This is a genomic window from Thermococcus thioreducens (genome assembly GCF_002214545.1).
GTDB classification, from domain to species: Archaea; Methanobacteriota_B; Thermococci; order Thermococcales; family Thermococcaceae; genus Thermococcus; species Thermococcus thioreducens.
Genome location: NZ_CP015105.1, coordinates 2037224 through 2059637, shown reverse-complemented (window position 1 = coordinate 2059637; position 22414 = coordinate 2037224). Strand labels below are relative to the sequence as shown.

Here is a 22414-nt window from a genome sequence, read left to right as displayed (position 1 = left end):
TTGATGAGGATTAGGGTTCGCTACTTTGCCCGCTTCCGCTCCCTCGTTGGCACCAGCGAGGAGGAGCTGGAGGTTCCCGATGGGATAAAGGTTAGAGAGCTGATAGAAATCCTGAAGGAAAGGCACCCGGTTCTCAAAAACGAGGTCTTCGCCGAGGACGACGACCTTGCCGATGTGAATGTCTCACGAAACGGTAGCTATGTCAGCTTCGACGAGGTTCTCCGAGATGGGGACGTTGTGGCACTGTTCCCTCCGGTCAGCGGTGGTTGATATGCTGAGCGAAAAGGAAATCGAGCGCTACGACAGGCAGATAATGATCTTCGGCGTTGATGGGCAGGAGAAACTCAAAAGTGCAAAGGTAGCCGTCATCGGTGTCGGCGGCCTCGGGAGCCCGGTGGCTTACTACCTTGCGGCAGCGGGAATAGGCACGATATTGCTGGTTGACGAGCAAAAGCCCGAACTCAGCAACCTCAACAGGCAGATACTCCACTGGGAGGAGGATATCGAAAGGAACCCAAAATCCCTATCGGCGAAGTGGAAGCTTGAGCGCTTTAACTCGGAGGTAAAAATCGAGACTTTCGTTGGAAGATTGACTGAGGAGAACATTGAGGACGTTCTCAGGGACGTTGACGTTATCGTTGACTGCCTCGATAACTTTGAGACGAGGTTTCTCCTCGACGACTACGCCCAGAAAAAAGGTATCCCCCTCGTCCACGGTGCCGTTGAGGGAACCTACGGCCAGGTGACAACAATAATTCCCGGAAAAACTAAGAGCCTGCGCGAGATATTCCCTAACGTGGGGGAAAGGAAGGGAAAGTTCCCGATACTCGGGGCGACTGCGGGAGTCATCGGCACACTTCAGGCGATGGAGGTAATAAAGCTGCTCACCGGGATTGGCGAGCCCCTCCTCAACAAACTGCTTATAGCTGACCTGGCCTTCAACACCTTTGAGGTTGTCGAGCTCAGGTAGACGGTGCTTCCACGTTCTTCTTCTCGTTTGTGGATGTTATCAGTATGGCCTCGCTCCACGAGCCGTCCTGGGTTATCGTCATCTTCCCGATAGTGGGGTCGTCTATTGAGGTCTTTGCGCTCACCGAGAAGCTTATCCTGCCCCCTACGAGCCTGCCGTTCTCAAAGTACAGCTCCAACAGGCTATCCTTCACGCTTATTTCCGTGTCTGGAGTTGTCGCGAAGTACATGATTGCCAGAGGCCTTACCTCGTAGTCCCTGAGGTGGTACCTGAGCACGAGCCTCTCGCTGTTCTCCCTTTCGTCGGGGGTTCTTTTCAGGTACTCCCTGGCGAGGCTTACGATGTTGTATTTCCAGACGAATTCCGCGGTGGCTTGGTCGTCGCTTTTCACCCATCCTACCGGGGTGAGGATGTAGGTGACGTTGTTAACGACGATCCGTGAGGTGTTGGTGGATGCTCCATCGGGAACGCTGATGGTCGTTGTGTTTATGCTGGCGCTCCATGATTCAAAGTCAATGTAGCCCCTTTCGATTATATTCAGCGTGACGTTGTCCCTCTGGGAGACGTTTTCCTGCTTTATGGCCACCACCATTGAGATGGTGGCGTTGCCCACATAGGTGTACTGGTTTACCGCTGAGACCCACTGAAAGAGCTCGTCAGTGGTGACCTCCTTTGGGGTTTCCGTGGGGGACTGACTGGTGGCGGTTGTTGGAGACTGGCTGGTGGTTGTCGGGGTTGTGGTGGCAGAGCTGGAAGAGACCGTGGGGCTCGATGTCGTGGTATCGCTGCCGCCTCCAAGGCAGCCGGCGGTGAATCCGATGACCAGAACCAGAATGAGGACGAGGGCGTATTTTTTCATGCCTTTCACCCAGGACTCCTCGGGTGGAGACCACTTAAACCTTTTCGTTAATCCGGCAGGTTTTAATTTGGTTGGACGTAGTCTTTACGGGGGATGAATGATGAAGGCCAGGATAACGGAGGAACCCTTTGACCTTAACGAGGCACTGAGCTACTTGGTAGTTCCCGAGGCTGGTGGCTATGTCTTCTTCCTCGGCAAGGTCAGAAACGAGAACCACGGAAGAAAAGTGAAGAAACTCATATACGAGACCTACGAGGAGATGGCTGTTAAAGAGATGGAAAAAATCAGGAATGAGGCCATCCAAAAGTTCCCAATCCTGGATATGCTGATATGGCACCGCTACGGGGAGCTTGGGGTTGGGGAAGACACCATACTGATAATCGCGAGTGGGAAGCATAGAAAAGAGGCCTTTGATGCGTGCATCTGGGCCATTGATGAGGTCAAGCGCCGCGTCCCGGTGTGGAAGAGGGAGGTGACGGAGGAGGGTACTTTCTGGATTGAGGGTGACCGGCTGGTTCCAGAGGAATGATTTTCCATTTTTTGCAGACTACTCTTAGTAGTGTGCAAAATCGGAATAGAAAAAGTATATATACAATTCTGTCCCTCTCTTCTATGGTGGGGGTTAATGGAAAGGGTAGCCTACGATGCATCTCATACCGTTGATGTGGGGATGGCCCTCAATATAGTCTCCATAGGAAAGCCTCCCTGGAGCAACAGCTCCCACAGCGGCAGGCTTGAGCGTCTCATCGTGCAGCTTGGTGCCGGGAACGGTAAATTCTCCGAGATTTATGGCATACCGCGCTCAATAGGGTGTATAGGGAACAGCTCTTTCGTTCTTCGAAGGGAACCCCTCAGCCCCGAAAGGGTGAGGGGGCTTATCCGGGAGTTCAGGGAGATAGGCGGTAAGGAGCTCTGGCTCACCAACTACGACAGGGTGGAATACCTTACCAGCGTTGCCACCTACGCCTCCGAAATAGGCGTCCCTGAGGTCTATGCCGTCGTCAAGCTTGAGGATGTGGAATCGGTCGAACCCGTCGATGGGGTCCGCTTCATCGCCGAGCTTGAATACTCACCGAAAAACGTTCAGAGGCTTGAGGCCTACAGCTGGCTCTACGGAGCGCTCATAATGGTGCGGGGTTCACAGCTGGACGAGCTTATGGGCCTCAAGACCACATTTCCGGGAGAGGTCTACGTCGACGTTCTCTTCCCCGGCTCCGCTAGAAAGCTGGACTTCAATGTCATAGAGGTCAAGAGGATACTGAATCCCACCGTTGAAAGGTACCACGACTGCTTGGCCGGTACGATGGCCGTAACGGCTGACGGCTATGCACTTCCGTGCCCGCTCCTCAGGAACTACGTTGTTGGAGACCTCAAGGAGCTGGGGATAAAGAAGGTTCTCAGGAAGAGGAGGATCAAGGCCTTCTGGAAGATGACGAAGGACGAGATAGGGGCCTGCAGTGCCTGCCCGTTCAGGTATATCTGCCACGACTGCAGGGCACTGGAGTATCAGGCTACCAGTGAGATAGACGGGCTTGAGTATTGCCATATAGTGTTTTAGAAGTCCAGTATGGATCGGTACCCGCTTCCGTCTTTTTTTACCCTTCGTGAGTACCTGGTCATTCCATTCTTGTCGTTGAGTTCTTTGAATGTTGAGTCAAAATAGTTGATCAGAATCTTGTCCACGTAATTACTGAACTCCAGTATCTTCGTTCCCAGGTCATCTTTTGAGGAGAAAAACCATTCTATGACATATCCTCTTCCGGGGAACACCCCAACAATGATCTCGTATTCCTTGAATCTCTCTATCACCGATTCGTCGAGGGTTTCCGCTATTCCAAGAACGCTCCTGTCATGGACATTGTTTTCCAAAGCGGGGTCGAATCCAACCAGGATTCCCATCTCCTTAAGCCGGTTTATCATGAATTTTACTGTAGGGCGGGTCTTCCCGAGCCTCCGGGCTATCTTGGTTATCGGGGTTCTTGCGTCTACATTCAAGATGTCCATCAGCACAGCATAATCGTAGCTCAAGTTCCATTCTCCGAAGTTGTCGTCCCCGCTATACGGATACGCCCTGACCTCATAGTATTCATAGTCGTTGGAGTATTTTGAGAGCATCTCGTCTATCCTGTCCTTCTGGTCGTCTGGGATGTGGAGTATTGCAGATAGTCCATTTTTGAAGCCGAATGCGGGATTAACATAAGCCACAAAAGGATTCTGGGTCATCCTATAACCAATCTCAAGTATGCGGTCTGAAGGGACGCTCAGAAATGCCAGATAGCTTCTGAGGCCTATTATCCTGATGTTGTAAACGGCACTGACGAGGATGTACTTGCCGTAATACTTATCGTACAGTCTCTTGAGCCGGTAGTAGTCTATTCCCTCTTCCTCGGCTATCTTCCTAAGGCTATCGGTGGGATGCCTCATCAAAATTTCCGCGAGAAATTCGAGCTCCTCCATGACAGGCTCGCCCATTTTACCTCACCATTATATCCCACGGAAAAGGTTATATCGTTGATGTATATTAAACCCTTCCGGTGGTGGACATGGTAAAGATAGACGTCGTTGATATTGAAAAGCCGGAAGGCGTCGAGGTCATCATTGGACAGGGCAACTTCTCGATATTCACCGTTGATGACCTAGCAAAGACCCTCCTCACAACGGTTCCGGGCATAAGGTTCGGAATAGCCATGAACGAGGCCAAGCCCCAGCTGACGCGCTTTACCGGCAATGACCCGGAGCTTGAAAAGCTTGCCGCTAAAAATGCCCTCAAGATAGGTGCAGGTCACGTCTTCGTTATACTGATGAAGAACGCGTTCCCGATAAACGTTCTCAACGCCGTCAAGAACCACCCCGCCGTTGCCATGGTCTACGGCGCCAGTGAGAACCCGTTCCAGGTGATAATAGCTGAGACTGACCTCGGCAGGAGCGTTCTGGGGATTGTGGACGGCAAGGCCGCCAACAGGATCGAAGACGAGGAGCTCAGAAAGGAGCGCAGGGAGCTTGTTGAGAAGATAGGTTACAAGATAGACTGAAACCTTTTTATCTCTCCGTTCCCCTTTCTCACCAGGTGGTCTCATGAGGCTGGCGTTCATCACTTCCAACCCCGGAAAGGTCGAGGAGGCGAAGAAGTACTTCGAACCGCTTGGCGTTGAGGTGTACCAGCTCCGGATGGAGTACCCGGAGATACAGGCTGACAGCTTGGAGGAGGTCGCCCTCTTCGGCCTTGAATGGCTTGCCAGAAAGATTGATGGGCCGTTCTTTCTCGATGATTCTGGGCTGTTTATAGATGCCCTTGGCGGCTTCCCGGGGGTGTATTCTGCCTACGTTTACAGAACCCTTGGAATAGGTGGAATTCTCAAGCTGATGGATGGCCTTGAGGACAGAAATGCCCACTTCAGGAGCGTTATAGCTTACTGGGACGGTGAGGCTCACATCTTTACCGGAAGGGTCGATGGCGAGATAACCACATCTCCAAGGGGAAGCGGCGGTTTTGGCTTCGACCCGATATTCAGGCCTCGGGGATTTAACATAACTTTTGCCGAAATGACAACCGAACAGAAGAACGTCATCTCCCACAGGGGACGTGCCCTGAAGGCCTTTGCTGACTGGTTAAAAGAAAACCTTAAATAAGGCCATCGTTCCAAAGTTAACAGTTATCATTGAACGGATGACGAAGGGGGTCGCGATGGTAGCATCACTCGATAGCACCGATTTGAGGCTGTTGAAGGAATTGAAGGAGAACGCCAGGGAGAACATAGCGAGTCTCAGCAAGAAGCTGGGGATACCGAGGACCACCGTCCACTACCGCATCAAGAAGCTGGTTGAGGAAGGGGTGATAGAGAAGTTCACGGTCAAGCCCAACTACAAGAAGCTCGACCTTGGGACGACGGCCTTTATACTAGCCAGGTATGAACCAGACTCCGGTCTGAGCCAGAGGGAGGTTGCTGAGAGGATAGCGGCCCTTGAGGGGGTCTACGAAGTCCACATAATAGCCGGCGAATGGGATCTGCTCATAAAGGTACGCGCCCCGAGCTCAGAGGAGGTCGGAAAGATAGTCGTTGACAGGCTCCGGGAGATAAAAGGGGTTGGCCAGACTGTAACTATGGTGTCGTTCGTAACGGTTAAGGAGGAGCTTTAGTCTTATCGGGCGATGATCGGCGTTCTCCTTTCTGATTTTGTGATGATGCGAGGAATGGTGAGCCCTATACCACGCAGCACTCGTAGATTATCTCAACTTCCCTTACAGTTTTTGCCCAATCTATAACTTTTCTTGGGGGGTTCGTCAGCCTGTCAACGCCGGCCAAAACCGCTCCCCTGTCGAACTCAAGGCGCCATTTTCCAAGTGGCCTCATACAGCCTATGCTTATCTCCCCGTCGAATCGTTCCCTGGCGTACCTCACGACATCAAGGCTCTCCTCAACCCCCGGAGAGGATACACCTTCCATCTCCGTTCCCTTTGTTGGGATGAGCACGTCCAGCACGAGGACATCTATGGGATACTTCACCAGCATGTCTATAGCCCTGTACTCCCAGTGGACTTTCCCGAAGTCGAGGCCTATGGTTATGTGTGGGGCAACCCTGACGCCTGCTTCCGTGAGCAGGTCGAGGATTCTGAGGTAGTCCTTTACGGTCCTGTCTATTTTGTAGACCCTCTTTATAACGTCGTCATCGCCAACGAAGTCGAGGGAAACTACATCGACGTATTTGACCCACTCCAAATCTTTCTCGTCTATGAATCCCACGTGGGCGTTGAGCTTTAAGCTCGTCCTCCTCTTTATCTCCCTGATTTCATCGGCGTACTTGTCGAGGGGGACCTTCAGGCGGGAGTCCAGACCTCCGCTCAGCAGGCAGCCGGTGTAGCCTTCCCTCTCAAGGCTGACGCAGTAATCCACCAGCTCTCTCCTCGTCGGCTTCCTCATGCTCTCAAGGTAGTGCCTCCCGCAGTGGGCGCAGTTGAGCGCGCAGTAGTTTCCCGTGAGCGAGATGGAGGGAAACTTAATGCCCGGGATGTATATCTTTAGCTTCTTCCGTTCTGCCATTTAGATCACCTCGCAGAACAGGGGGTTGTAGGGGGCTTTGTCCCCTCCGGTGTTCAAGGGAGAAGGAAGTGGTTGGGAAACGTAGTTTCCCGATTTATGTTGGGCGAAGCCCCACGTTCGGGGGAGGGGGTTGGCAAGGACGTGGGGGGGTGAAACCTCCCTGCCCTGCGAGGGGGACTTGATGCCTAGGATGTAGATCTTGAGTTTTTTTCTTTCCACCATTTCAACCACCTTGCAGAACTGGGGGCCGTAGGGAACGGGGTCGCCTTGAAGAGTTTGATATCTATTCTCCATCGGTCAGGGCCTCCCGGGATTAACCACTCCGCTGGTTCCCTCAAGTTCAAAAAAGGTTGAAGCCGAGGTTAAAAACCCTTGCTGGCCACTGACCTCCTCCCCGCCGTGAGGGGGCGGTTCGGTTTGCGGGCCCATCACTTACTCGGGTTGCCCCTTTCGGCTCGGCCCGCAGGCCGGGTCTTCGGCCCGTTACCCCTCACCGCAGGGCGGATTGGGGTTATGGTTTAGAGGCTACCTTTTGGAGTTTTCAACCGCCAAGTGGCGGTTTTTAAAGGACGCTTAACAGCGTCAATCCTCCAATGCCAGAGGGTAACGTGAAACCCCTCATCTCATAGGGTCTCCTTACGATGGTCTCTTCGAGGCCTTATTACACTGGCAAGACTTAAAAAGATTTCGGTTGTTTAGTTACCCATTGGGCTGATCATTGCATCCCACCGTGAACGGCGAGGCTTTCAAAAGAAAAATGTAATGTAGAAAAGAAATAGAGGCTCAGAAGAACGGGTTCCTGAACTTCCTGCCCGGATATACCGCTATGCCTTCAAGCTCCTCCTCTATCCTGATGAGCTGGTTGTACTTGGCGTTCCTGTCGCTCCTGGCCGGGGCCCCTGTCTTGATCTGGCCGGCGTTGAGTGCAACCGCAAGGTCCGCTATGGTGGCATCCTCGGTCTCTCCAGAGCGGTGGGAGACGACGACACCGTAGCCTGCCCTAAAAGCCGTGTAGGCGGCATCTATTGCCTCGCTCAGCGTTCCAATCTGGTTGACCTTGAGGAGGAGCGCGTTGGCGGCGCCAAGCTCGATGCCCTTCCTTATCCTCTTCGGGTTGGTGACGAACAGGTCGTCGCCGACTATCTGTATCTTGCCTCCGAGCTCCTTGGTTATCATCGCGAAGCCTTCCCAGTCCTCTTCGTGGAACGGGTCCTCAATGGAAACTATCGGATAGCTGGTAACCAGCTCACGGTAGAGCTCGAGGAGCTCGCCCTTGTCGTACTCCTTTCCGGCAACGACGTACTTGCCCTTGTTGGGGTGGAAGAACTCACTGGAAGCGGCATCAAGGGCGAAGGCAATCTCATCGCCCGGCTTGTAGCCGGCCTCCTCGATGGCCTTGATGAGGACTTCGAGCGGCTCGGTGACCTCCTTCATCGGTGGGGCAAAGCCACCCTCGTCACCGACGTTCACGGCGTTCTTTCCGTACTTTTCAGCGATGACGCTCTTGAGGACGTGGTAGGTCTCGCTCACCCACCTTATCGCTTCCCTGAAGGAGTCTGCTCCAACGGGCATGATCATGAACTCCTGGAAGTCGAGCTCGTTGCCGGCGTGAACGCCGCCGTTGATGACGTTGCTCATCGGAACGGGCATGACGTAGGCGTTGGTTCCGCCGATGTACTGGTAGAGCGGAAGTCCGAGCGCGTTCGCTGCTGCCTTGGCAACGGCAAGAGAAACGCCGAGCATCGCGTTGGCACCGAGGTTGCTCTTGTTCTCCGTTCCATCGAGCTCAAGGAGGAGGCTGTCGATGTCCCTCTGCCAGGTGACGTCCATGCCGATGAGTTCGGGCGCGATAATCTTGTTGACGTTCTCAACGGCCCTTCTAACGCCCTTGCCGAGGTAGCGCTTTCCACCATCCCTGAGCTCAAGGGCCTCGTGGGTTCCGGTGCTCGCTCCACTCGGAACGGCAGCACGCCCCATGCTTATCGGCGTGTAGACCTCGACCTCAACCGTCGGGTTCCCCCTGCTGTCCAGTATCTCCCTTGCCACAACCCCTGTAATCTCAAACGGGTTCTCCATCTCGATCACCTCGGGTGATATTCTTTCCGGGCCATATAAAGGTTTTAGCTTTAATTCTGGCTGAAGCGATGAATAGGCGTATATATTTGGTTGCCGTAGTCCATCCGGTGGGAAAATGAAGAGGGTCGTGGGTTTTATAATCCTTCTGATGTTCACTGTGACCCCCATTGTGAGGGCCTGCACTAACCCGAGCGATTATTACGCCGTTGAAGTCGTTCTCAATAAGCCGGGGATAACATACGAACTCTGGCGCTTTAAGGCTACGCACAACGTTCTCATCGAAAACGGGACCTTCGTCTTCCGCTCCCACTATGATAAGAGGCTCTACGTTCTGGTCTGGAATGCCAGCGATGGGCTTCACCTCAAAGTTGGAATTCCCGTTGAGTGAAGACCGAGGACGTCTCGATGGGGTCATTAAACGTCTCCATTCTCGTCACGGAGGAGGCCATTGAGAGGCTCAGGGAGGATGGGTGGAAGGTCTCCGATAACACAACTTTTGAGAGGAACGGTGTCACGATAACTCTGATTTCCGTTGGGGGAGGCGAATGCACCTCCGACGCCGACTGCGCCACCGGCGGCTGTTCCGGTGAGGTCTGCGCTCCCAGGGAGGGGGCGTCAAAGATACTCACGCCCTGCGTTTACAGGCAATGGTATGACTGCCTCCCCCTGACGAGCTGCGGCTGCGTCAACGGCCTCTGCACCTGGAAGCCGAACCAGGCCTTTGAGTCCTGCCTGAGGGAGCACGGAGTTGATCCCTCCCAGGTAGTTCGCGCAGGATACTTTGAGCTCAGGGTTGAGGGCATCAACAAGTCCGACGGCGAGATAAACGCAGCTCTAAAGGACTTCCTCGGCGCTTTTGGAGTCTCGTGCAACTCACCGCTTACGCTGGTTAAAACTGCCGTAATCCGACTTTCTCCTACCATAAACCCCTCTGAAGTTAACGCTTCAGGGGCTATAAAGGCCGAGCTGGAGTGGATGAGGGGATTTGGAATAGTCAACATGAGCGGGAAGGAGGTTGAGGAAATCTCCGCGGTAGCCCGGTGGGGCTTTGCCGGCCACAACGGAAAAATAGGATGGTATGAAGGGGCGAACGGGAGCTATGCGTGGATGCCCTACTATAGGAGCAGGAATCCGAGCCTGATAAAGTGCGTCTCTATGGAGGTTCCGCCCTACAGGCTCCCGAACGGCACTGCCTACGTCGGGCCTACAGTGGCCGAGCCTCCCTCAGAGAGTCCTGCCACGGCCTCTGGTTCAACTAATGGGGAGGTATGCGGGCCGGCCGTTGTGATAGGACTGCCTCTGCTTCTCCTGCTCTTCAGGAGGAGGTGACCCTTTCTTCCTTCCCATGTGATTGAATGCCCCACACCTTGCTGGCTTTTGTCCACTCCATGCAGGATAACTTCAAAAAATTGCCGAAAATTCAATGAAACCCTGCAGATTTTCCGATAAATTGCCCATTTTTGAGGAGAAAAAGTCTAAATACCTTCAGGAAAAGTAGGTACTGGTGATAATTATGGGTGATCATCTCGATATGGCTAAATATATCGACCATACGAATCTCAAACCATACGCTACCGCCGATGATATAGTTAAGCTCTGCGAGGAAGCCAAGGAGTACGGCTTTTACGCCGTCTGTGTCAACCCGTACAGGGTAAAGCTGGCAAAGGAACTCCTCAAGGGCTCGGAGGTAAAGGTTGCCACGGTTATAGGCTTCCCCCTCGGTGCAACTCCGACGGAGGTCAAGGTATTTGAGGCAAAGAGGGCTTTGGAAGACGGTGCCGACGAGCTTGACATGGTCATCAACATCGGCGCTCTGAAGGATAAGGACTACGAGTACGTGAAAAGGGACATTGAGGAGGTAGTCAGGGTCGCCCACGAGAGGGGTGCGGTAGTCAAGGTCATCCTTGAAACATGCTACCTCACAGAGGAGGAGAAGGTCAAGGCCTGCGAGCTGGCAAAGGAAGCTGGAGCGGACTTCGTGAAGACCTCAACGGGCTTCGGGACCGGCGGGGCCACCGTTGAGGACGTTAAGCTCATGAGGGAGGTCGTTGGCCAGGAGATGGGCGTCAAGGCCGCTGGAGGCATCAGGACCTACGAACAGGCCCTGGCGATGATAGAGGCGGGAGCAACGAGGATTGGAACCTCCAGCGGCGTAAAAATCGTGGAGGGGGCGAGGGATGCAGGGAGTGGGTGAGATAAAGGATATCCTGATGAGGGCCATAGCGGAGCTCCAGGAGGAGGGCCTTGAACCCGACATACTCCTGGTTGGGCCGGGCTTCCTTGAGCACTCCGCGGAGATACTCCGGGACTGCAGGCTCAGGATATATAAGATCGAGGAGCTGGGATACGATGCCGTCGTTGCGGACTCCAAGTATCTCGGACAGATAAAAAGGGCCTCAAGGAGAATATCCGTTGAGCCGCTCCTCAAGGAAAGTGAGATGTGGGAAGAACTGAAAAAGCTGGAAGTTTAGATGAGGTCGGTGACCTCGGGGTACCTCTTCTTTATTATCGTTGCCAGACCCGTCCCGACTATTATTCCCGTGACGGCTTGGACGGTGTTTCCTGGAACCTCCGTTAGAGCCGCAGGAACACCAAACATGTACGCCTCAAATGCGAAGTAGCCGGAGACCATTATCATTCCACCGACGATTCCGGCTATGACGAGGGTCGAGACGTTGTCGCTCCTTCTGGCGATGTATCCTATAACCAATCCCTCCAGTCCCTTGACGACGAGCGTTATCGGCGCCCATCCAGGGTAGCCACCGATGATGTCTCCAGGGGCCGAACCAACACCGCCGGCGAAGACTCCAACGACCGGCCCGAAGACCATCGCCGAGAACATGACCATGGTGTCCCCAAGGTTTATGTAGCCCCCCGTTGCCGGGGTCGGCACCTTTATTACGTTGGTGGCTATCGCAACTACCGCCGCGAGGACTGCCGAAAGGGCTATTGTGGCAGGTGCCCTGTACTCCTTCCTCTTGGCCCAGATGTAAGCGAGGAACACCACCACCGCGCCTCCGAGTACATAGTGACCGTACGGCTTGAGCATCTCGGTCAGATCCATTGCTATCACCGCCGAAATTTCAAGTTTAAACTTTAAAAGCTTGTTGCTATGGTAGTAACCGTTTACGAATGGATAAAAACGAAGGGACATTAAAAGGATAAAAAAGAGGCTCAGCCGAGAGCGGCTTTGAGGCTCTCCTCGAATATCTCCATGGCGACGTCTATCTCTTCCTTGCTTATGGTCAGTGGCGGGATAAAGCGTATGCTGTTGTCTCCACAGCCGAGGAGTATGAGCCCGCGCTTGACGGCCTCCTTGACTATCTTGTCCCTCAGCTTGGGGTTCTTCTCCTTGGTGTCCTTGCTCTTGACTATCTCGACGGCCTGGGCCAGTCCAAGACCCCTCGCATCTCCGATGACCTCGTACTTCTCCTCGAGCTCCTTGAGGTACTTGTGGAGGTAGTCGCCGACCTCCCGGACGTGCGGGAGGAGCTCCTTGACTATCTCGACGACCTCTATTCCTGCAGCTATCGCGACGGGGTTGCCGCCGAAGGTCGAGGCGTGCCTGCCCGGTTTGTCGAACGCTATGTCGGCCCTGTGGACAACACCCGCTAAGGGGATTCCGCCGCCAATGGCCTTGCCGAACTGTATGGTGTCAGGTGCAACATCAAAGTGCTCGATGGCCCAGAACTTTCCTGTCCTTCCGACACCCATCTGAACCTCGTCGTCAGCCAGGAGGATTCCGTAGCTGTCCGCCAGCTTCTTGAGCTCCTTGAAGAAGCCCTTGGGAGGAACGACGTAACCACCTTCACCCTGTATCGGCTCGAAGACTATGGCTCCAACCTCCTCGGGCGGGACGTGCCTGAAAACGTACTCCTCGATGAACTCTATAACGCGGTTGACGAGTTCATCCGGCTCGGCGTAGCCGTCGATGTGCCAGGGGTTCCTATAGGGGTTCGGGTAGGGAATGTGCTCAACGCCCGGCATGGTCGGGAAGAACCTGTCCTGCTGAACCCATTTGCTGGCTGTCAGGCTGAGAACGGCCTGGGTTCTTCCGTGGAAGGCGTGGTAGAAGGCGATAAACCTCTTCCTGCCGGTTCCATACTTAACGAGCTTCATCATGGCCTCGTTGGCCTCGGCACCGCTGTTCTGGTAGACGACCTTCTTCGGGAAGTCACCGGGGGCGAGCTCGGCGAGCTTGTTAGCGAGTGTTATGGCGTTCTCATAGAAGAAGTCATTGAGGGCGAAGTGGGTGAACTTCTCGGCCTGCCTCTTTATGGCCTCGACGACCCTCGGGTGGGTGTGGCCGACGTTGAGGACGCCTACACCGCTTCCGAAGTCGTAGAAGACGTTTCCGTCGACGTCATAGACGAGGATTCCATCCCCGTGGTCGATGACTATCGGGAGCGTCTCCGGGTCCTGGGTTGTGTAGGCGAGGGCTTCAAAGTTTTTCTCTATGATCTCCTTGGCCTTCTTTCCAGGGAGTTCTTTAACGTTCGGTCTAACCACCATCTGCATCACCGAAGGGTGATGGGGGTTATCCTATATAAGCCTGTGTTCATCAATGAACATCTTTGACCGAAGAATTTTCGACAAACTTTCTGTAGAAATGAGTTTATAAAATGCCGCCACCAACAAAGGCACAAATTTAATAAACTTTGAATGGTTTTTATTTTCGGTGATAAGGTGGTGAAACTGCACAGGGGAGAACAGGGAAAAGGTGAGATTGGCAAAGCTATTTTGGCCAGTTCGGTCACGGCGATGGTGATGATCATCGCTCTAAACGTTCTCATGGGAAAAGAAGACTTAATAACCGCCCTCGACATAGCAATCAAAGTCATTCCTTTTGTGGCACTGTGGGCTTTCCTTTTGATATCTTTCTTTGATAAGAGTTTTCTGTTTGAGGAAGATGAGGAATCCCGGGAGGATTTTCTCGATATTGAGGAGCTTGTTTGAGGTGAGAATGATGAGGAAGTGCTTTCTTCTCGTTGCCGCGATTCTCATAATATCCTTCATAACTCAGGAGGTATTCTCTCTTGGTGACGTGGTTCTCATTACTCTTCTAGCCTATCTCTGCGGCCTTTTCGATGCCACTCAAGGAGCAGGAATTAAAGAGCCTTACGTAATTGGAGACTCAAACGAAACCGTGTACCTAACGTGAAAGGAACTTAAAGAGAGGCTGGAAAAGAGAAAAACCTCACTCCTCGTTCTTCTCGCTCCACTCCTCAAGGAGCTCCTTGGCGGAGTTTGCAGCTATCGCTCCCTGGCCTACTGCCACAGCTATCTGCTTGAAGACGTTGGTTATGTCTCCAGCCGCGAAGATGCCCTTCACCTTGGTGCGCATGTGCATGTCCACCGGGATGTAGCCGTACTCGTCGGTTATGCCGAGGTGCTTGACGAAGTCCGTCTTCGGCTCGTAGCCGATGAATATGAAGACCCCATCTACCTTCATCTCGGTCTCTTCCCCGGTTACGCGGTTCTTCAGCTTCACCGCCTCGACCTTGTTCTCCCCGATTATCTCGGTCACGACGGTGTTGAGTATAGTTGGAATGCCGCTCTCCTTGAACCTGTCCTGGAGTATCTTGTCCGCCCTGAACTGGTCGCGCCTGTGGACGAGTGTCACGTCAACGCCTATGCTTTTAAGATACATCGCCTCCTGCAGTGCCGTGTTTCCGCCGCCCACAACGATGACCTTCTTGCCCTTGAAGAGCGGGCCGTCGCAGGTGGCGCAGTAGGAAACTCCCCTTCCGGTCAGCTCCTCCTCTCCGGGGACGTGGAGCTTTCTCGGCGCGGCACCGACGGCTATGATTACCGTCTTTGCCTTGTACTCCTTACCGTTCTTGGTCTTAACCGCGAACTTGCACGGGCCCTCGTAGTAGGCGCACTCCGTCGGGTCTATCCTCTCGACCTCGTCGAAGACTACGTCAACGCCGAGGTTCTTGACCTGCTCGTGCATCCTGTTTGTCAGCTCGGAACCGCTTATCTGCAGAAAGCCGGGGTAGTTCTCTATGAGGTCGGTTAAAGCCATGTTTCCGCCCAAGTCTTTGCTGATGATGAGGGTCTCCAAACCGAAACGTTTGGCATATATGGCCGCGGTGAATCCTGCCGGTCCGGCACCTATGATGAGCACGTCCCAGGTCTTGTTCTCATACTCCCCTCCGCGTGAGAATCCTCCTAGACTGAACATCTCTCCCACCTCCGGTTCCTAACCTTGGGTTGAATATTTAAAAACATTGCCACCCGGATTTGGGTACTCAGACCACAACCTCGACCTTCACTTCCCCTTCAGGGGGTTCCTCCGAAGGTTCCACCCTGAGGGTCGCCTTGTCGTGGACGTCTTTGCCGAACGGCACATCGAGCGTCAGCTCTAAGGTGTATTCACCGTGCCCCTCAATGAAAACCTTCCTTCCGAGGATTCGCGAAAAATGCCTCGGGTCAGTTGCGTTTCTGTGGGATATTATCAGGAGGCTCTCCTTCAGGAATTCCTTTCTGAACTCGGCGCTTTCCCTCGTCTCGGCAAGCTTCTCGATTGCCTTCGGCGTTTTTGTCTTCAGCTCTATCCTAACCCCGCGGCACTTTTGAAGGTTCGCATATAACTTGCCCCAGAAGCCGTTATTTCCAACCTCAATCCTTGCGTGTGCAAACTCCATTTCCCTTGAGGCCTCCAAGGACTGCTTTTCGACCTCAATCCTGTAGGAGGGGACTATAGGTATTAGGAGTAGACCTTCGAACTCCGGCTCAAGAACAAGGTACGCCGGAACGTCTATCAGGGTCTCCTCATCTCTGGCCATCACCAGGGTGAACCTCTCAGGTTTTGGCTCTATCACGTCGGTTTCAAGCTCGCTCTCTTTGATGAACTTCCGGTCAACGTGATAGCTCCTGCTTCTGCCGGTGCTCGACCAGTGGCCTTTGAGCAGGAAGCGTCCCTTTGCGAGTTTCATTCTTCTGGGAAGAGCCACCTTACCATCTCGAATTTCTACGGCGTTTTTTAGTTCCTCGGCCTTTTCCCTTGCTTTCTTTTGGCTCATGAAGGCGAGAAAAAATATGGTCGCGATTATCAGAACGACCAAAAGGAAAAAGAGTGTTCCCATCTGCATGGAACCACCGAAATCCCTTCTTTCTTCTTTCGATAAACCTTCCGTTCACAGGAGGGAAACCTCCCTGTCGAGGAGCAGGTGTAAAACATAGCCGCTGAAGGCAGCGAAGCCGACGTAGAGTCCTTCCCCACTTGCCATGTCGAGGCCGTACTCCACGAGCAGAAAGGCCAGAGCGCCGTATACTGCCGCGAAGAGCAGGGAGTGGACTATCCCTCTGTGTTTCGGCATCATCCACGTGAAGGCATACCACGCTACCAGTGCAGCAGCCACCGCGATTCCCCAGGCAACGGCGGTGTTTAACCACTGCTCACCGACATTTATCGAGCCGGCGAGGTTGATGTAGGTCGCTCCCCCCACCAAAACGCTCACTATGGGCTTCGTTCCGCGGTGGATCAGCGCGTTTGGGTGATCCATGTCCGGCAGGTCTGCCCCGAGGACGTAGAGGGTGTAGCCTATTACCAGCGCCATCGTGCTCAGCTCGAAAGGAACCCCTTTACTGGAGAGAAAGCCTGCAATCGCCACAACGAGGGGGTATGTAACTACCCCGCTGAGCACGTGGGCGTCGTAGTTCGGCATGGGCAGTCACTCTTCGCTCTCTTTCGTCTCTCCGCCCTCTTCAAGGAACTTCCTCACGTACTCTGGAACCTTGTAGTTGCCCTTCGGGTCGCCGACCAGAAAGCCCAGCCTTATCAGCTCGTTGAGCTGGTCGTAGACCTGTATTCCCGGCCTCTTAACGACCTTGGCTATCTGGATGTAGCTCACAGGCCCGCCGTTGAACTCATGGACTATCGCCTCGACGAGATCTTTGTAGTCCTTCGGGATCCTCGTGAGGTACTCCTCAAGGCTCTTCGGCTCCTCAAGGATGGTCGTGACGACGTAGTCGTCTATGGGGTCGAACTTGTGCTTCGCTGATTCGCTGAGCACGTAGTGGAGGAGCCTTAGAATCTGCCTCGGGTTGCCCTTTCCGAGCTCGTGGATCAGCTTTACCGCCTCTTCCGTGAACGGGTACAGCGGATCGTCGGTGTCCCGTGTCCTCACGAGGTTGAGCCTCTTTTTCACCAGTTCGTAGGCTTCATCCAGGCTCATCGGGCGAAGCTTGAACTCGTAGTGGAGGCGCATGAAGAAGGCCGGGAAAATCCTGGAGTATTCCTCGTAGGCTTCAGGTATGCAAGCGAATGCAACCACACATCCCTGGGGCATGTTGCTGATGAAGTGTCTGAGCATCTCAAAGAACTGTATCTTCTCCCTTTCGCTCGCTGTCTGCATGTTCTCCAGCTCGTCCAGGAGGAGGGCGCAGTAGGGGTACTTCCCCATCTGCTCGGTCAAAAGCTCGGCTATGTCCCTGCTCTTGTACTCGTCCCGGTCGCTCAGCATCTTCTCAAGCCGGTCTATGAAGCCGAGCTTCCTTGATAGGTTTTCGAGGAAAATGTTCGTTCTGCTCTTCGGCGGCTTGAGGGCGTAGAAGATGTCGCGCGTGAGCTTGAGGATGTCGTTCGTGTCAACCTTGACGTATATCGCCTTCCCCCTGTTCTCTTCTATGGCCTTGGCTATGGTCTTAAGCCTCTGGGTCTTGCCCATCCCGAGGGGACCGACTATGCTCAGCGCTATGGAGCTCTTATTGCCTATTACTTCGGACACTATCATCTGGAGGCGCATGTCTATCTCCTGATAGACGTGAATGCTCTCGACGTCGGCTATTCCCTCGCTTGCGAGCTGTTCAAAGGGGTTTCGAGAAAGACCGTAAACTTCGTATGACTGGTAGGGATAAAGCTTAAGGCTACTCGCTCCCATTTTAACTCACCGCATAGTTTAGGAACGCGAAATATAAAAAGTTGTCCATCGGTGAGCGGAGATGACGATTCTTCTCGTTACGGCCCCGTACAACAGGGAGGGTGATGCAATACTTGAGCTGGAATGGGCACTGGAAAGGGTTCGGGTTAAGGGGACGGACTGGAGGGGGGTTCTCCTGGCCGAGACACCTCTGTCTAAGGGAGAAGCCCTTAAGAAACTTAAGAACTTCGAGACCCAGGCGATACAGCGGGTTGTCCCCCTCGACATAATCGTTCCGGCAAGTAGGGATGATATTGAAAGGGCCGTCCTCCAGCTGGCGAAAAAAATGGACGGCACCTTCGCTGTGCGCGCCAAGGTCAGGGGGAACAGGAATCTCTCTGCGAGAGAGCTTGAAGTAAAGCTGGGTTCGCTTATAGTGGAAGCCTTCGGCCTAAAAGTCAACCTCAGCGACCCGGACTACACGGTTGTTGTCGAAGTGCTTGGGAAAAGGGCCGGAATCGGGCTGGTTGGAAGGGGAGAACTGCTCCGCCCTGAGGTGATGGAGTGAAGTCTAAATAGTATGACATCCAATCCATAAACATGAACTTCAGACATGTTTCGTACATCGTCGTGGCCCTGGTGGTGGCCTCGTCACTTCTCCTCGTCCTCAAGCCTTACGTTCCGCTGAGGAGCGTGGGCGAGACGGTCTCTGGAGATGTTATAGCCCTGCCAGAACCGAGGCTGGAGTCAGAGATCAGCGTCGAGGAGGCAATAGCGAGGCGTAGAAGCATACGTTCCTACAGGGACGAACCCGTAACCCTTCGCCAGCTCTCCCAGCTCCTCTGGGCGGCGCAGGGGATAACGGCCCAGCGAACCAAGTTTCGGGCCTCACCCAGCGCGGGAGCGACATATCCCTTCGAGGTCTATGTGGTGGCAGGGAACGTTGAAGGCCTTGCCCCGGGCGTTTACCGCTACGACCCCTTCAACCACACCCTTGTATCGGTGAAGCCCGGAGACTACAGAAAAGCCCTCCAGGATGCCGCCCTCGACCAGCGGTGGGTTGGGGATGCACCCCTCAGCTTAGTCCTTGTGGCATTCTACGAAAGAACGACTTCGCGCTACGGGGAGAGGGGGATTAGATACGTTCACATGGAGGCGGGCCATATTGGTCAGAACATCTACCTCCAGGCAACTGCTTTGGGTTTGGGAACCGTCGCCGTTGGGGCCTTCTACGATGAGCAGGTTGCGGAGATACTGGGCACCGACGGTGCTCCCCTGTACATCTTTCCGGTTGGTGTTCCGAATGGTTAGCTTTGACCACTACACTCTTGGCTACCTGAGCTTTGCCCTCATGAGCCTAGCCATGCTGAGCGGGGCGTTTATCTTTATCTCCAAGCGCAGGGATTTCTGGATAAAGTTCCACGTCGTCGTGAGCGTCATCGGGTACATTCTGATGTTCCTGACGATATGGCTCGTTAGATGAACCTAAAGCTTATTTAGGTGAGTGCCCTATCGCTGTCCGATGGAAATGTACGACGTCAAAGAGGTAGTTGAGTTCCTCTCAAGGCTGAACTACCGGCAAGCGCTGGCCTACTGGATAGAAAGTGAGAAGAAAGAGGCTAAATTTTACCGCGAACTCGCCAGACGTGCAAGGAACCTTGGTCTGGACAAGGAGCTGGTTAAGGCCTTTGAGAAGCTGGCGGAGGATTCGCTTGCCCATGCGAAGGAGCTTGAGACGAGTTTCAGGGAGACCTACGGGGAGGTTCCAGGGAGCGACCTTCCGCCCATTGAGGTTCTCCCGGTTCTCGATAAGCTTGAGCGGGCCGATCAGCTTCTCGAGGTTCTCCGCGCCGCGATGGAGAGCGAGCTTATAGCCCACGAGTCGTATAAACTGCTGGCCGAAAGGGTCGGGGACGCAAGGCTTAGGGAACTCTACCGGAAGCTTGCCGGTGTTGAGTGGGCTGTTTCTTAGGGTAACTTTCGTAACTTTTGTTGTTTTTTGTTAGCGCAAGGTTTAAATATTCTAACTTAGTATTTCTTTGGGGGTAGTTAATAATGCCTAAGGCAACTTTTGTCATCAGTGAGGAGACCCTTGAAGAGTTCAAAAAACTCGCCAAAAAACGCTATGGAGATAAGAGGGGAGTCCTAAGCGTTGCAATTGAAGAAGCCATTAAGGATTGGATTAAGAAAACAAAAAAGGAGCTGGAAAATGCCGAGTGAAACAATCAAACTCACGGCAAAATTCAAGCTCAAGGAAACTCCCGAAGGATTAGATGAGCTTTTCCAAACTTACCGGGAAATTGTGAACTTTCTCATCACTCACGCTTTTGAGAACAATGTAACGAGCTTTTACCGGTTGAAGAAGGAAACGTACAAGGGATTACGCAAGGAGTATCTAGAACTCCCGAGTCATTACCTTTACACGGCCTGCCAGATGGCCACATCAATTTACAAGAGTTATCGGAAGATGAAGCGGAAGGGTAAAGCTAAAGGAAGACCTGTTTTTAGGAAGGACGTCATAATGCTGGACGACCATCTATTCAAACTCGACCTTGAGAAGAGAGTGATAAAGCTCTCCATTCCCAAAGGCCGAATTCAGTTGGAGTTTTATCCCGCAAAGTATCACGAGAAGTTCAAGAGGTGGAAGGTTGGGCAAGCTTGGCTTGTTAGAACGTCCAAGGGAGTTTTTCTAAACGTCGTTTTCTCGAAAGATGGTGAGGTTAGAGAACCAACAACTTTTGTCGGCGTGGACTTGAACGAGAACAATGTCACTCTCTCCCTTCCTAACGGGGAATTCGTTCAGATCATCACCCACGAGAGGGAGATTAGGACTGGCTACTTTGTAAAGAGGCAGAAAATCCAGCAGAAAATTCGGGCTGGAAGGAAGAGGGAAGAACTCCTCGAAAAATACGGCGAGAGGGAGAAGAACACGCTTAACGACTTGTATCATAAACTTGCGAATAAAATCGTCGAGCTGGCGGAAAAATACGGTGGCCTCGCCTTGGAGGATTTAACGGAAATCAGGGACTCAATTAGGTATTCTGCCGAAATAAATGGTCGTCTTCACCGCTGGAGTTTTAGGAAGCTTCAGAGCATTATCGAATACAAGGCGAAATTAAAGGGCGTTAGGGTTGTTTTCGTTAATCCCGCTTACACTTCCTCCCTGTGCCCGGTATGTGGGGAGAAACTAAGCCCGAATGGGCACAGGGTTTTGAAATGCAAGTGTGGGTTTGAGGCTGACAGGGATGTGGTCGGCTCTTGGAATATTCGTTTGAGGGCCTTGAAGATGTGGGGAGTCACCGTTCCCCCCGAAAGCCGGCCGATGAAGATGGGAGGGTGGAAGGTCAGCCGTAACGAGGCTTACGCACTTTACACAAGTTACGGCTGACCAGAACGGGCACTACGAACTGCTCCGTCAGAGGTATCACGAGTTGGTAAAGGAAAAGGCATGAAAACCCGAAATCCGGTTCAAAAGGCCCTCCCTTTTTGATATGTCCTTGAGGGAGTGGCCGATTATTTCAAACGCATTCTATAGACGGTTGTGCCAAAGCCCGTATAAAGCTCGGTGGGTAACCTCTATCGGTGAGTGGGATGGTCGATCTCGAAGGCATGGCCTTCATTGAGGGGCTTCCCCTTAGGGAGCTCCTCGCCTACTGGATATCCCTTGAAGGGGACAAGGCCCTTCTCTACGAGAGGCTGTCCGAGAAGGCGAAGGGCATGGGGATTGAGGGTGCCGTCTGCGACATGTTCAAGCTCCTCTCACAGGAGGCGAGGCGGCACGAAAGGAAGCTCAGGAACCTCTACACGAAGAAGTTTGGAACGGAAGTCCCTTCGGTCAGCGGCCCCTCCCTGGAGGAACTCTCCGAAATAAAAAATCTTGAGGACGAAAACGACGTTTTTGCAGTTCTTAAATGTGCCCTTGAGCTGGAGGAGGTGGCTGAGAGGGTTTATTCGATCCTGGCGGAGAAGGCGGACGGGGAGTCCATGAGGGCTATTTTCTCCTACCTGGGCTCGACGGAGAGGCTCCACGAAAGGGCGGTGGAATCCCTCATCAGGGATTACGACTACAGAAACGGGGTAAGAAAAAGGGGGATGGAGGCTTAGCTCACGCTAGCCTTCTGACTCCGCTGCCTCCTTCACTTCTTTTTTGAAGAGCTCCCTTGCCTCTGGCGGCTCCTCGATGAGGTTGTCGCTGTACTTGTCGTAGTCGGCTATGAGGAACTCCTCGCTCATCCTGAGCGCCTTAACGGCCTTCTCCTCGCCGGGAAACTTCTTGCCCGGGCAGACATCGACGCAGAGGGCGCAGAACATACAGCGCGAGACGTAGTGCCGTATCTTCTTAAGCTCTGGGATCCACTCCATGGCATTGGCGGGACAGACCATTATGCACAGCCTGCAGCCTATGCACCTCTCGGGGGTATAGACCAGCTTGCCCCTGAAGTCCTCGGGAACCGGAACCGGCGGGTTTATCTGGACTTCACCTTTCTGCACCTTCTCTATGAGGGCCGTGACGTTAGCGGGAGCGTGTTTGACCGGGAACGGATTCGTGGCCGGCTTTTTGACGAGCTGCTTGAGGAGGACAAACATCATCTTGTTGACCATT

32 protein-coding genes are annotated in these 22414 nt (G+C 53.4%); 20 read left to right on the top strand and 12 right to left on the bottom strand.

The window, feature by feature from the left end; genetic code table 11:
* The first annotated feature begins 3 nt into the window (after positions 1 to 3).
* The gene (locus A3L14_RS11560) at positions 4 to 270 is read left to right on the top strand and encodes a ubiquitin-like small modifier protein 1 (protein ID WP_055430145.1); all 267 of its coding nucleotides are present in this window, start codon (positions 4 to 6) and stop codon (positions 268 to 270) included.
* 1 nt (position 271) lies between these two features.
* Positions 272 to 970, top strand: coding sequence for a ThiF family adenylyltransferase (locus A3L14_RS11555; RefSeq protein ID WP_055430144.1), 699 nt, complete (start codon positions 272 to 274; stop codon positions 968 to 970).
* Here A3L14_RS11555 and A3L14_RS11550 read toward each other — a convergent pair.
* Positions 963 to 1829 carry a hypothetical protein gene (locus tag A3L14_RS11550; protein ID WP_055430143.1) on the bottom strand — a complete coding sequence of 289 codons (867 nt, stop codon included), beginning with the start codon at positions 1827 to 1829 and terminating at the stop codon, positions 963 to 965. The genes A3L14_RS11555 and A3L14_RS11550 overlap by 8 nt on opposite strands.
* 100 nt (positions 1830 to 1929) lie before the next feature.
* On the opposite strand from A3L14_RS11550, the gene A3L14_RS11545 reads away from it, so the two are divergent.
* Together A3L14_RS11545 and A3L14_RS11540 are read left to right on the top strand one after the other, a co-directional pair.
* Entirely contained in the window at positions 1930 to 2358 is a 429-nt protein-coding gene (locus tag A3L14_RS11545; protein ID WP_055430142.1) for a molybdenum cofactor biosynthesis protein MoaE, read from the top strand.
* Positions 2359 to 2454: 96 nt separating this feature from the next.
* Positions 2455 to 3387, top strand: a complete 933-nt coding sequence (locus tag A3L14_RS11540; protein WP_055430141.1) for an SPASM domain-containing protein — start codon at positions 2455 to 2457, stop codon at positions 3385 to 3387.
* Here A3L14_RS11540 and A3L14_RS11535 read toward each other — a convergent pair.
* Entirely contained in the window at positions 3384 to 4301 is a 918-nt protein-coding gene (locus A3L14_RS11535; RefSeq protein WP_055430140.1) for an Lrp/AsnC family transcriptional regulator, read from the bottom strand. The genes A3L14_RS11540 and A3L14_RS11535 overlap by 4 nt on opposite strands.
* 71 nt (positions 4302 to 4372) lie before the next feature.
* Between A3L14_RS11535 and A3L14_RS11530 the strand changes: the two genes are divergently transcribed.
* The 3 genes from A3L14_RS11530 to A3L14_RS11520 are packed head-to-tail and all read left to right on the top strand — an operon-like array spanning position 4373 to position 5967.
* Complete coding sequence (locus A3L14_RS11530; RefSeq protein WP_055430139.1) at positions 4373 to 4861, top strand: adenosine-specific kinase; 489 nt, start codon at positions 4373 to 4375, stop codon at positions 4859 to 4861.
* A 43-nt stretch (positions 4862 to 4904) separates the two neighbouring features.
* The gene (locus A3L14_RS11525) at positions 4905 to 5459 is read left to right on the top strand and encodes an XTP/dITP diphosphatase (protein WP_055430138.1); all 555 of its coding nucleotides are present in this window, start codon (positions 4905 to 4907) and stop codon (positions 5457 to 5459) included.
* Positions 5460 to 5514: 55 nt separating this feature from the next.
* Positions 5515 to 5967 carry an Lrp/AsnC family transcriptional regulator gene (locus tag A3L14_RS11520; RefSeq protein WP_055430137.1) on the top strand — a complete coding sequence of 151 codons (453 nt, stop codon included), beginning with the start codon at positions 5515 to 5517 and terminating at the stop codon, positions 5965 to 5967.
* Between the two features lie 64 nt (positions 5968 to 6031).
* Here A3L14_RS11520 and A3L14_RS11515 read toward each other — a convergent pair whose 3' ends face one another.
* The 3 genes from A3L14_RS11515 to eno all read right to left on the bottom strand — a co-directional run bounded on the left by A3L14_RS11515 (position 6032) and on the right by eno (position 8944).
* Positions 6032 to 6868: a radical SAM protein gene (locus A3L14_RS11515; protein ID WP_074631294.1), complete on the bottom strand. Its 837-nt coding sequence runs from the start codon at positions 6866 to 6868 to the stop codon at positions 6032 to 6034.
* Positions 6869 to 7090, bottom strand: coding sequence for a hypothetical protein (locus A3L14_RS11510; RefSeq protein ID WP_055430136.1), 222 nt, complete (start codon positions 7088 to 7090; stop codon positions 6869 to 6871).
* Between the two features lie 561 nt (positions 7091 to 7651).
* On the bottom strand, positions 7652 to 8944 hold the full coding sequence (gene eno, locus A3L14_RS11505; protein ID WP_055430373.1) for a phosphopyruvate hydratase: 1293 nt from the start codon (positions 8942 to 8944) through the stop codon (positions 7652 to 7654).
* Positions 8945 to 9059: 115 nt separating this feature from the next.
* Here eno and A3L14_RS11990 point away from each other — a divergent pair, with 115 nt between their 5' ends.
* The 4 genes from A3L14_RS11990 to A3L14_RS11490 all read left to right on the top strand — a co-directional run bounded on the left by A3L14_RS11990 (position 9060) and on the right by A3L14_RS11490 (position 11415).
* A complete protein-coding gene (locus A3L14_RS11990) occupies positions 9060 to 9332 on the top strand; it encodes a hypothetical protein (protein WP_232473355.1) in 273 nt (90 codons plus the stop codon).
* Positions 9329 to 10273, top strand: coding sequence for a CGP-CTERM-anchored Cys-rich protein (locus A3L14_RS11500; RefSeq protein WP_232473354.1), 945 nt, complete (start codon positions 9329 to 9331; stop codon positions 10271 to 10273). Before A3L14_RS11990 ends, A3L14_RS11500 begins: the two co-directional genes overlap by 4 nt.
* Positions 10274 to 10457: 184 nt before the next feature.
* Positions 10458 to 11138, top strand: coding sequence for a deoxyribose-phosphate aldolase (gene deoC / locus A3L14_RS11495; protein WP_055430372.1), 681 nt, complete (start codon positions 10458 to 10460; stop codon positions 11136 to 11138).
* Complete coding sequence (locus A3L14_RS11490; RefSeq protein WP_055430371.1) at positions 11122 to 11415, top strand: family 4B encapsulin nanocompartment shell protein; 294 nt, start codon at positions 11122 to 11124, stop codon at positions 11413 to 11415. Before deoC ends, A3L14_RS11490 begins: the two co-directional genes overlap by 17 nt.
* Here A3L14_RS11490 and A3L14_RS11485 read toward each other — a convergent pair.
* Entirely contained in the window at positions 11412 to 12008 is a 597-nt protein-coding gene (locus A3L14_RS11485) for an ECF transporter S component (protein WP_088886143.1), read from the bottom strand. The two genes, A3L14_RS11490 and A3L14_RS11485, sit on opposite strands and share 4 nt — an antisense overlap.
* Positions 12009 to 12118: 110 nt before the next feature.
* The gene (locus A3L14_RS11480) at positions 12119 to 13456 is read right to left on the bottom strand and encodes an ornithine aminotransferase (RefSeq protein WP_055430369.1); all 1338 of its coding nucleotides are present in this window, start codon (positions 13454 to 13456) and stop codon (positions 12119 to 12121) included.
* A gap of 174 nt (positions 13457 to 13630) precedes the next feature.
* Here A3L14_RS11480 and A3L14_RS11475 point away from each other — a divergent pair, with 174 nt between their 5' ends.
* Positions 13631 to 13900, top strand: a complete 270-nt coding sequence (locus A3L14_RS11475; RefSeq protein ID WP_055430368.1) for a hypothetical protein — start codon at positions 13631 to 13633, stop codon at positions 13898 to 13900.
* 10 nt (positions 13901 to 13910) lie between these two features.
* A complete protein-coding gene (locus A3L14_RS11470) occupies positions 13911 to 14105 on the top strand; it encodes a hypothetical protein (RefSeq protein WP_055430367.1) in 195 nt (64 codons plus the stop codon).
* A gap of 36 nt (positions 14106 to 14141) precedes the next feature.
* Here the strand turns inward: A3L14_RS11470 and trxB are convergent, their stop codons facing one another.
* From trxB to A3L14_RS11450, 4 genes are all read right to left on the bottom strand, one after another.
* Positions 14142 to 15131 (bottom strand): thioredoxin-disulfide reductase, encoded by a 990-nt coding sequence (gene trxB / locus A3L14_RS11465; RefSeq protein ID WP_055430366.1) that lies wholly within the window; start codon positions 15129 to 15131, stop codon positions 14142 to 14144.
* Between the two features lie 67 nt (positions 15132 to 15198).
* Positions 15199 to 16041 carry a hypothetical protein gene (locus A3L14_RS11460; protein WP_055430365.1) on the bottom strand — a complete coding sequence of 281 codons (843 nt, stop codon included), beginning with the start codon at positions 16039 to 16041 and terminating at the stop codon, positions 15199 to 15201.
* A gap of 45 nt (positions 16042 to 16086) precedes the next feature.
* Positions 16087 to 16617 carry a metal-dependent hydrolase gene (locus A3L14_RS11455; protein WP_055430364.1) on the bottom strand — a complete coding sequence of 177 codons (531 nt, stop codon included), beginning with the start codon at positions 16615 to 16617 and terminating at the stop codon, positions 16087 to 16089.
* 6 nt (positions 16618 to 16623) lie between these two features.
* Positions 16624 to 17832: an ATPase gene (locus A3L14_RS11450; RefSeq protein ID WP_055430363.1), complete on the bottom strand. Its 1209-nt coding sequence runs from the start codon at positions 17830 to 17832 to the stop codon at positions 16624 to 16626.
* A gap of 61 nt (positions 17833 to 17893) precedes the next feature.
* Here A3L14_RS11450 and A3L14_RS11445 point away from each other — a divergent pair, with 61 nt between their 5' ends.
* The 7 genes from A3L14_RS11445 (at position 17894) to A3L14_RS11420 (ending at position 21915) form a co-directional block, all read left to right on the top strand.
* Positions 17894 to 18379 (top strand): THUMP domain-containing protein, encoded by a 486-nt coding sequence (locus A3L14_RS11445; RefSeq protein ID WP_055430362.1) that lies wholly within the window; start codon positions 17894 to 17896, stop codon positions 18377 to 18379.
* Positions 18380 to 18411: 32 nt separating this feature from the next.
* Complete coding sequence (locus tag A3L14_RS11440) at positions 18412 to 19122, top strand: SagB/ThcOx family dehydrogenase (protein ID WP_055430361.1); 711 nt, start codon at positions 18412 to 18414, stop codon at positions 19120 to 19122.
* Positions 19115 to 19294, top strand: a complete 180-nt coding sequence (locus A3L14_RS11435; protein WP_055430360.1) for a hypothetical protein — start codon at positions 19115 to 19117, stop codon at positions 19292 to 19294. The genes A3L14_RS11440 and A3L14_RS11435 overlap by 8 nt, the downstream gene beginning before the upstream one ends.
* Positions 19295 to 19333: 39 nt before the next feature.
* On the top strand, positions 19334 to 19783 hold the full coding sequence (locus A3L14_RS11430) for a ferritin-like domain-containing protein (RefSeq protein ID WP_232473353.1): 450 nt from the start codon (positions 19334 to 19336) through the stop codon (positions 19781 to 19783).
* A gap of 83 nt (positions 19784 to 19866) precedes the next feature.
* The gene (locus A3L14_RS11880) at positions 19867 to 20031 is read left to right on the top strand and encodes a hypothetical protein (RefSeq protein WP_162840167.1); all 165 of its coding nucleotides are present in this window, start codon (positions 19867 to 19869) and stop codon (positions 20029 to 20031) included.
* The gene (locus A3L14_RS11425; protein WP_083391972.1) at positions 20021 to 21199 is read left to right on the top strand and encodes an RNA-guided endonuclease InsQ/TnpB family protein; all 1179 of its coding nucleotides are present in this window, start codon (positions 20021 to 20023) and stop codon (positions 21197 to 21199) included. The genes A3L14_RS11880 and A3L14_RS11425 overlap by 11 nt, the downstream gene beginning before the upstream one ends.
* A gap of 203 nt (positions 21200 to 21402) precedes the next feature.
* Positions 21403 to 21915, top strand: a complete 513-nt coding sequence (locus A3L14_RS11420) for a ferritin-like domain-containing protein (RefSeq protein WP_055430042.1) — start codon at positions 21403 to 21405, stop codon at positions 21913 to 21915.
* A gap of 6 nt (positions 21916 to 21921) precedes the next feature.
* Here the strand turns inward: A3L14_RS11420 and A3L14_RS11415 are convergent, their stop codons facing one another.
* On the bottom strand, positions 21922 to 22413 hold the full coding sequence (locus A3L14_RS11415) for a 4Fe-4S dicluster domain-containing protein (RefSeq protein WP_055430041.1): 492 nt from the start codon (positions 22411 to 22413) through the stop codon (positions 21922 to 21924).
* Between the last annotated feature and the right edge of the window lies 1 nt (position 22414).

Bases quoted from the DNA above. Each gene is read 5' to 3' on its own strand.
- A3L14_RS11560 (WP_055430145.1), top strand. From the start codon at position 4: ATGAGGATTAGGGTTCGCTACTTTGCCCGCTTCCGCTCCCTCGTTGGC.
- A3L14_RS11555 (WP_055430144.1), top strand. From the start codon at position 272: ATGCTGAGCGAAAAGGAAATCGAGCGCTACGACAGGCAGATAATGATC.
- A3L14_RS11550 (WP_055430143.1), bottom strand. From the start codon at position 1,829: ATGAAAAAATACGCCCTCGTCCTCATTCTGGTTCTGGTCATCGGATTC.
- A3L14_RS11545 (WP_055430142.1), top strand. From the start codon at position 1,930: ATGAAGGCCAGGATAACGGAGGAACCCTTTGACCTTAACGAGGCACTG.
- A3L14_RS11540 (WP_055430141.1), top strand. From the start codon at position 2,455: ATGGAAAGGGTAGCCTACGATGCATCTCATACCGTTGATGTGGGGATG.
- A3L14_RS11535 (WP_055430140.1), bottom strand. From the start codon at position 4,301: ATGGGCGAGCCTGTCATGGAGGAGCTCGAATTTCTCGCGGAAATTTTG.
- A3L14_RS11530 (WP_055430139.1), top strand. From the start codon at position 4,373: ATGGTAAAGATAGACGTCGTTGATATTGAAAAGCCGGAAGGCGTCGAG.
- A3L14_RS11525 (WP_055430138.1), top strand. From the start codon at position 4,905: ATGAGGCTGGCGTTCATCACTTCCAACCCCGGAAAGGTCGAGGAGGCG.
- A3L14_RS11520 (WP_055430137.1), top strand. From the start codon at position 5,515: ATGGTAGCATCACTCGATAGCACCGATTTGAGGCTGTTGAAGGAATTG.
- A3L14_RS11515 (WP_074631294.1), bottom strand. From the start codon at position 6,868: ATGGCAGAACGGAAGAAGCTAAAGATATACATCCCGGGCATTAAGTTT.
- A3L14_RS11510 (WP_055430136.1), bottom strand. From the start codon at position 7,090: ATGGTGGAAAGAAAAAAACTCAAGATCTACATCCTAGGCATCAAGTCC.
- eno (WP_055430373.1), bottom strand. From the start codon at position 8,944: ATGGAGAACCCGTTTGAGATTACAGGGGTTGTGGCAAGGGAGATACTG.
- A3L14_RS11990 (WP_232473355.1), top strand. From the start codon at position 9,060: ATGAAGAGGGTCGTGGGTTTTATAATCCTTCTGATGTTCACTGTGACC.
- deoC (WP_055430372.1), top strand. From the start codon at position 10,458: ATGGGTGATCATCTCGATATGGCTAAATATATCGACCATACGAATCTC.
- A3L14_RS11490 (WP_055430371.1), top strand. From the start codon at position 11,122: ATGCAGGGAGTGGGTGAGATAAAGGATATCCTGATGAGGGCCATAGCG.
- A3L14_RS11485 (WP_088886143.1), bottom strand. From the start codon at position 12,008: ATGGATCTGACCGAGATGCTCAAGCCGTACGGTCACTATGTACTCGGA.
- A3L14_RS11480 (WP_055430369.1), bottom strand. From the start codon at position 13,456: ATGGTGGTTAGACCGAACGTTAAAGAACTCCCTGGAAAGAAGGCCAAG.
- A3L14_RS11470 (WP_055430367.1), top strand. From the start codon at position 13,911: ATGAGGAAGTGCTTTCTTCTCGTTGCCGCGATTCTCATAATATCCTTC.
- trxB (WP_055430366.1), bottom strand. From the start codon at position 15,131: ATGTTCAGTCTAGGAGGATTCTCACGCGGAGGGGAGTATGAGAACAAG.
- A3L14_RS11460 (WP_055430365.1), bottom strand. From the start codon at position 16,041: ATGCAGATGGGAACACTCTTTTTCCTTTTGGTCGTTCTGATAATCGCG.
- A3L14_RS11455 (WP_055430364.1), bottom strand. From the start codon at position 16,617: ATGCCGAACTACGACGCCCACGTGCTCAGCGGGGTAGTTACATACCCC.
- A3L14_RS11450 (WP_055430363.1), bottom strand. From the start codon at position 17,832: ATGGGAGCGAGTAGCCTTAAGCTTTATCCCTACCAGTCATACGAAGTT.
- A3L14_RS11445 (WP_055430362.1), top strand. From the start codon at position 17,894: ATGACGATTCTTCTCGTTACGGCCCCGTACAACAGGGAGGGTGATGCA.
- A3L14_RS11440 (WP_055430361.1), top strand. From the start codon at position 18,412: ATGAACTTCAGACATGTTTCGTACATCGTCGTGGCCCTGGTGGTGGCC.
- A3L14_RS11435 (WP_055430360.1), top strand. From the start codon at position 19,115: ATGGTTAGCTTTGACCACTACACTCTTGGCTACCTGAGCTTTGCCCTC.
- A3L14_RS11430 (WP_232473353.1), top strand. From the start codon at position 19,334: ATGGAAATGTACGACGTCAAAGAGGTAGTTGAGTTCCTCTCAAGGCTG.
- A3L14_RS11880 (WP_162840167.1), top strand. From the start codon at position 19,867: ATGCCTAAGGCAACTTTTGTCATCAGTGAGGAGACCCTTGAAGAGTTC.
- A3L14_RS11425 (WP_083391972.1), top strand. From the start codon at position 20,021: ATGCCGAGTGAAACAATCAAACTCACGGCAAAATTCAAGCTCAAGGAA.
- A3L14_RS11420 (WP_055430042.1), top strand. From the start codon at position 21,403: ATGGTCGATCTCGAAGGCATGGCCTTCATTGAGGGGCTTCCCCTTAGG.
- A3L14_RS11415 (WP_055430041.1), bottom strand. From the start codon at position 22,413: ATGGTCAACAAGATGATGTTTGTCCTCCTCAAGCAGCTCGTCAAAAAG.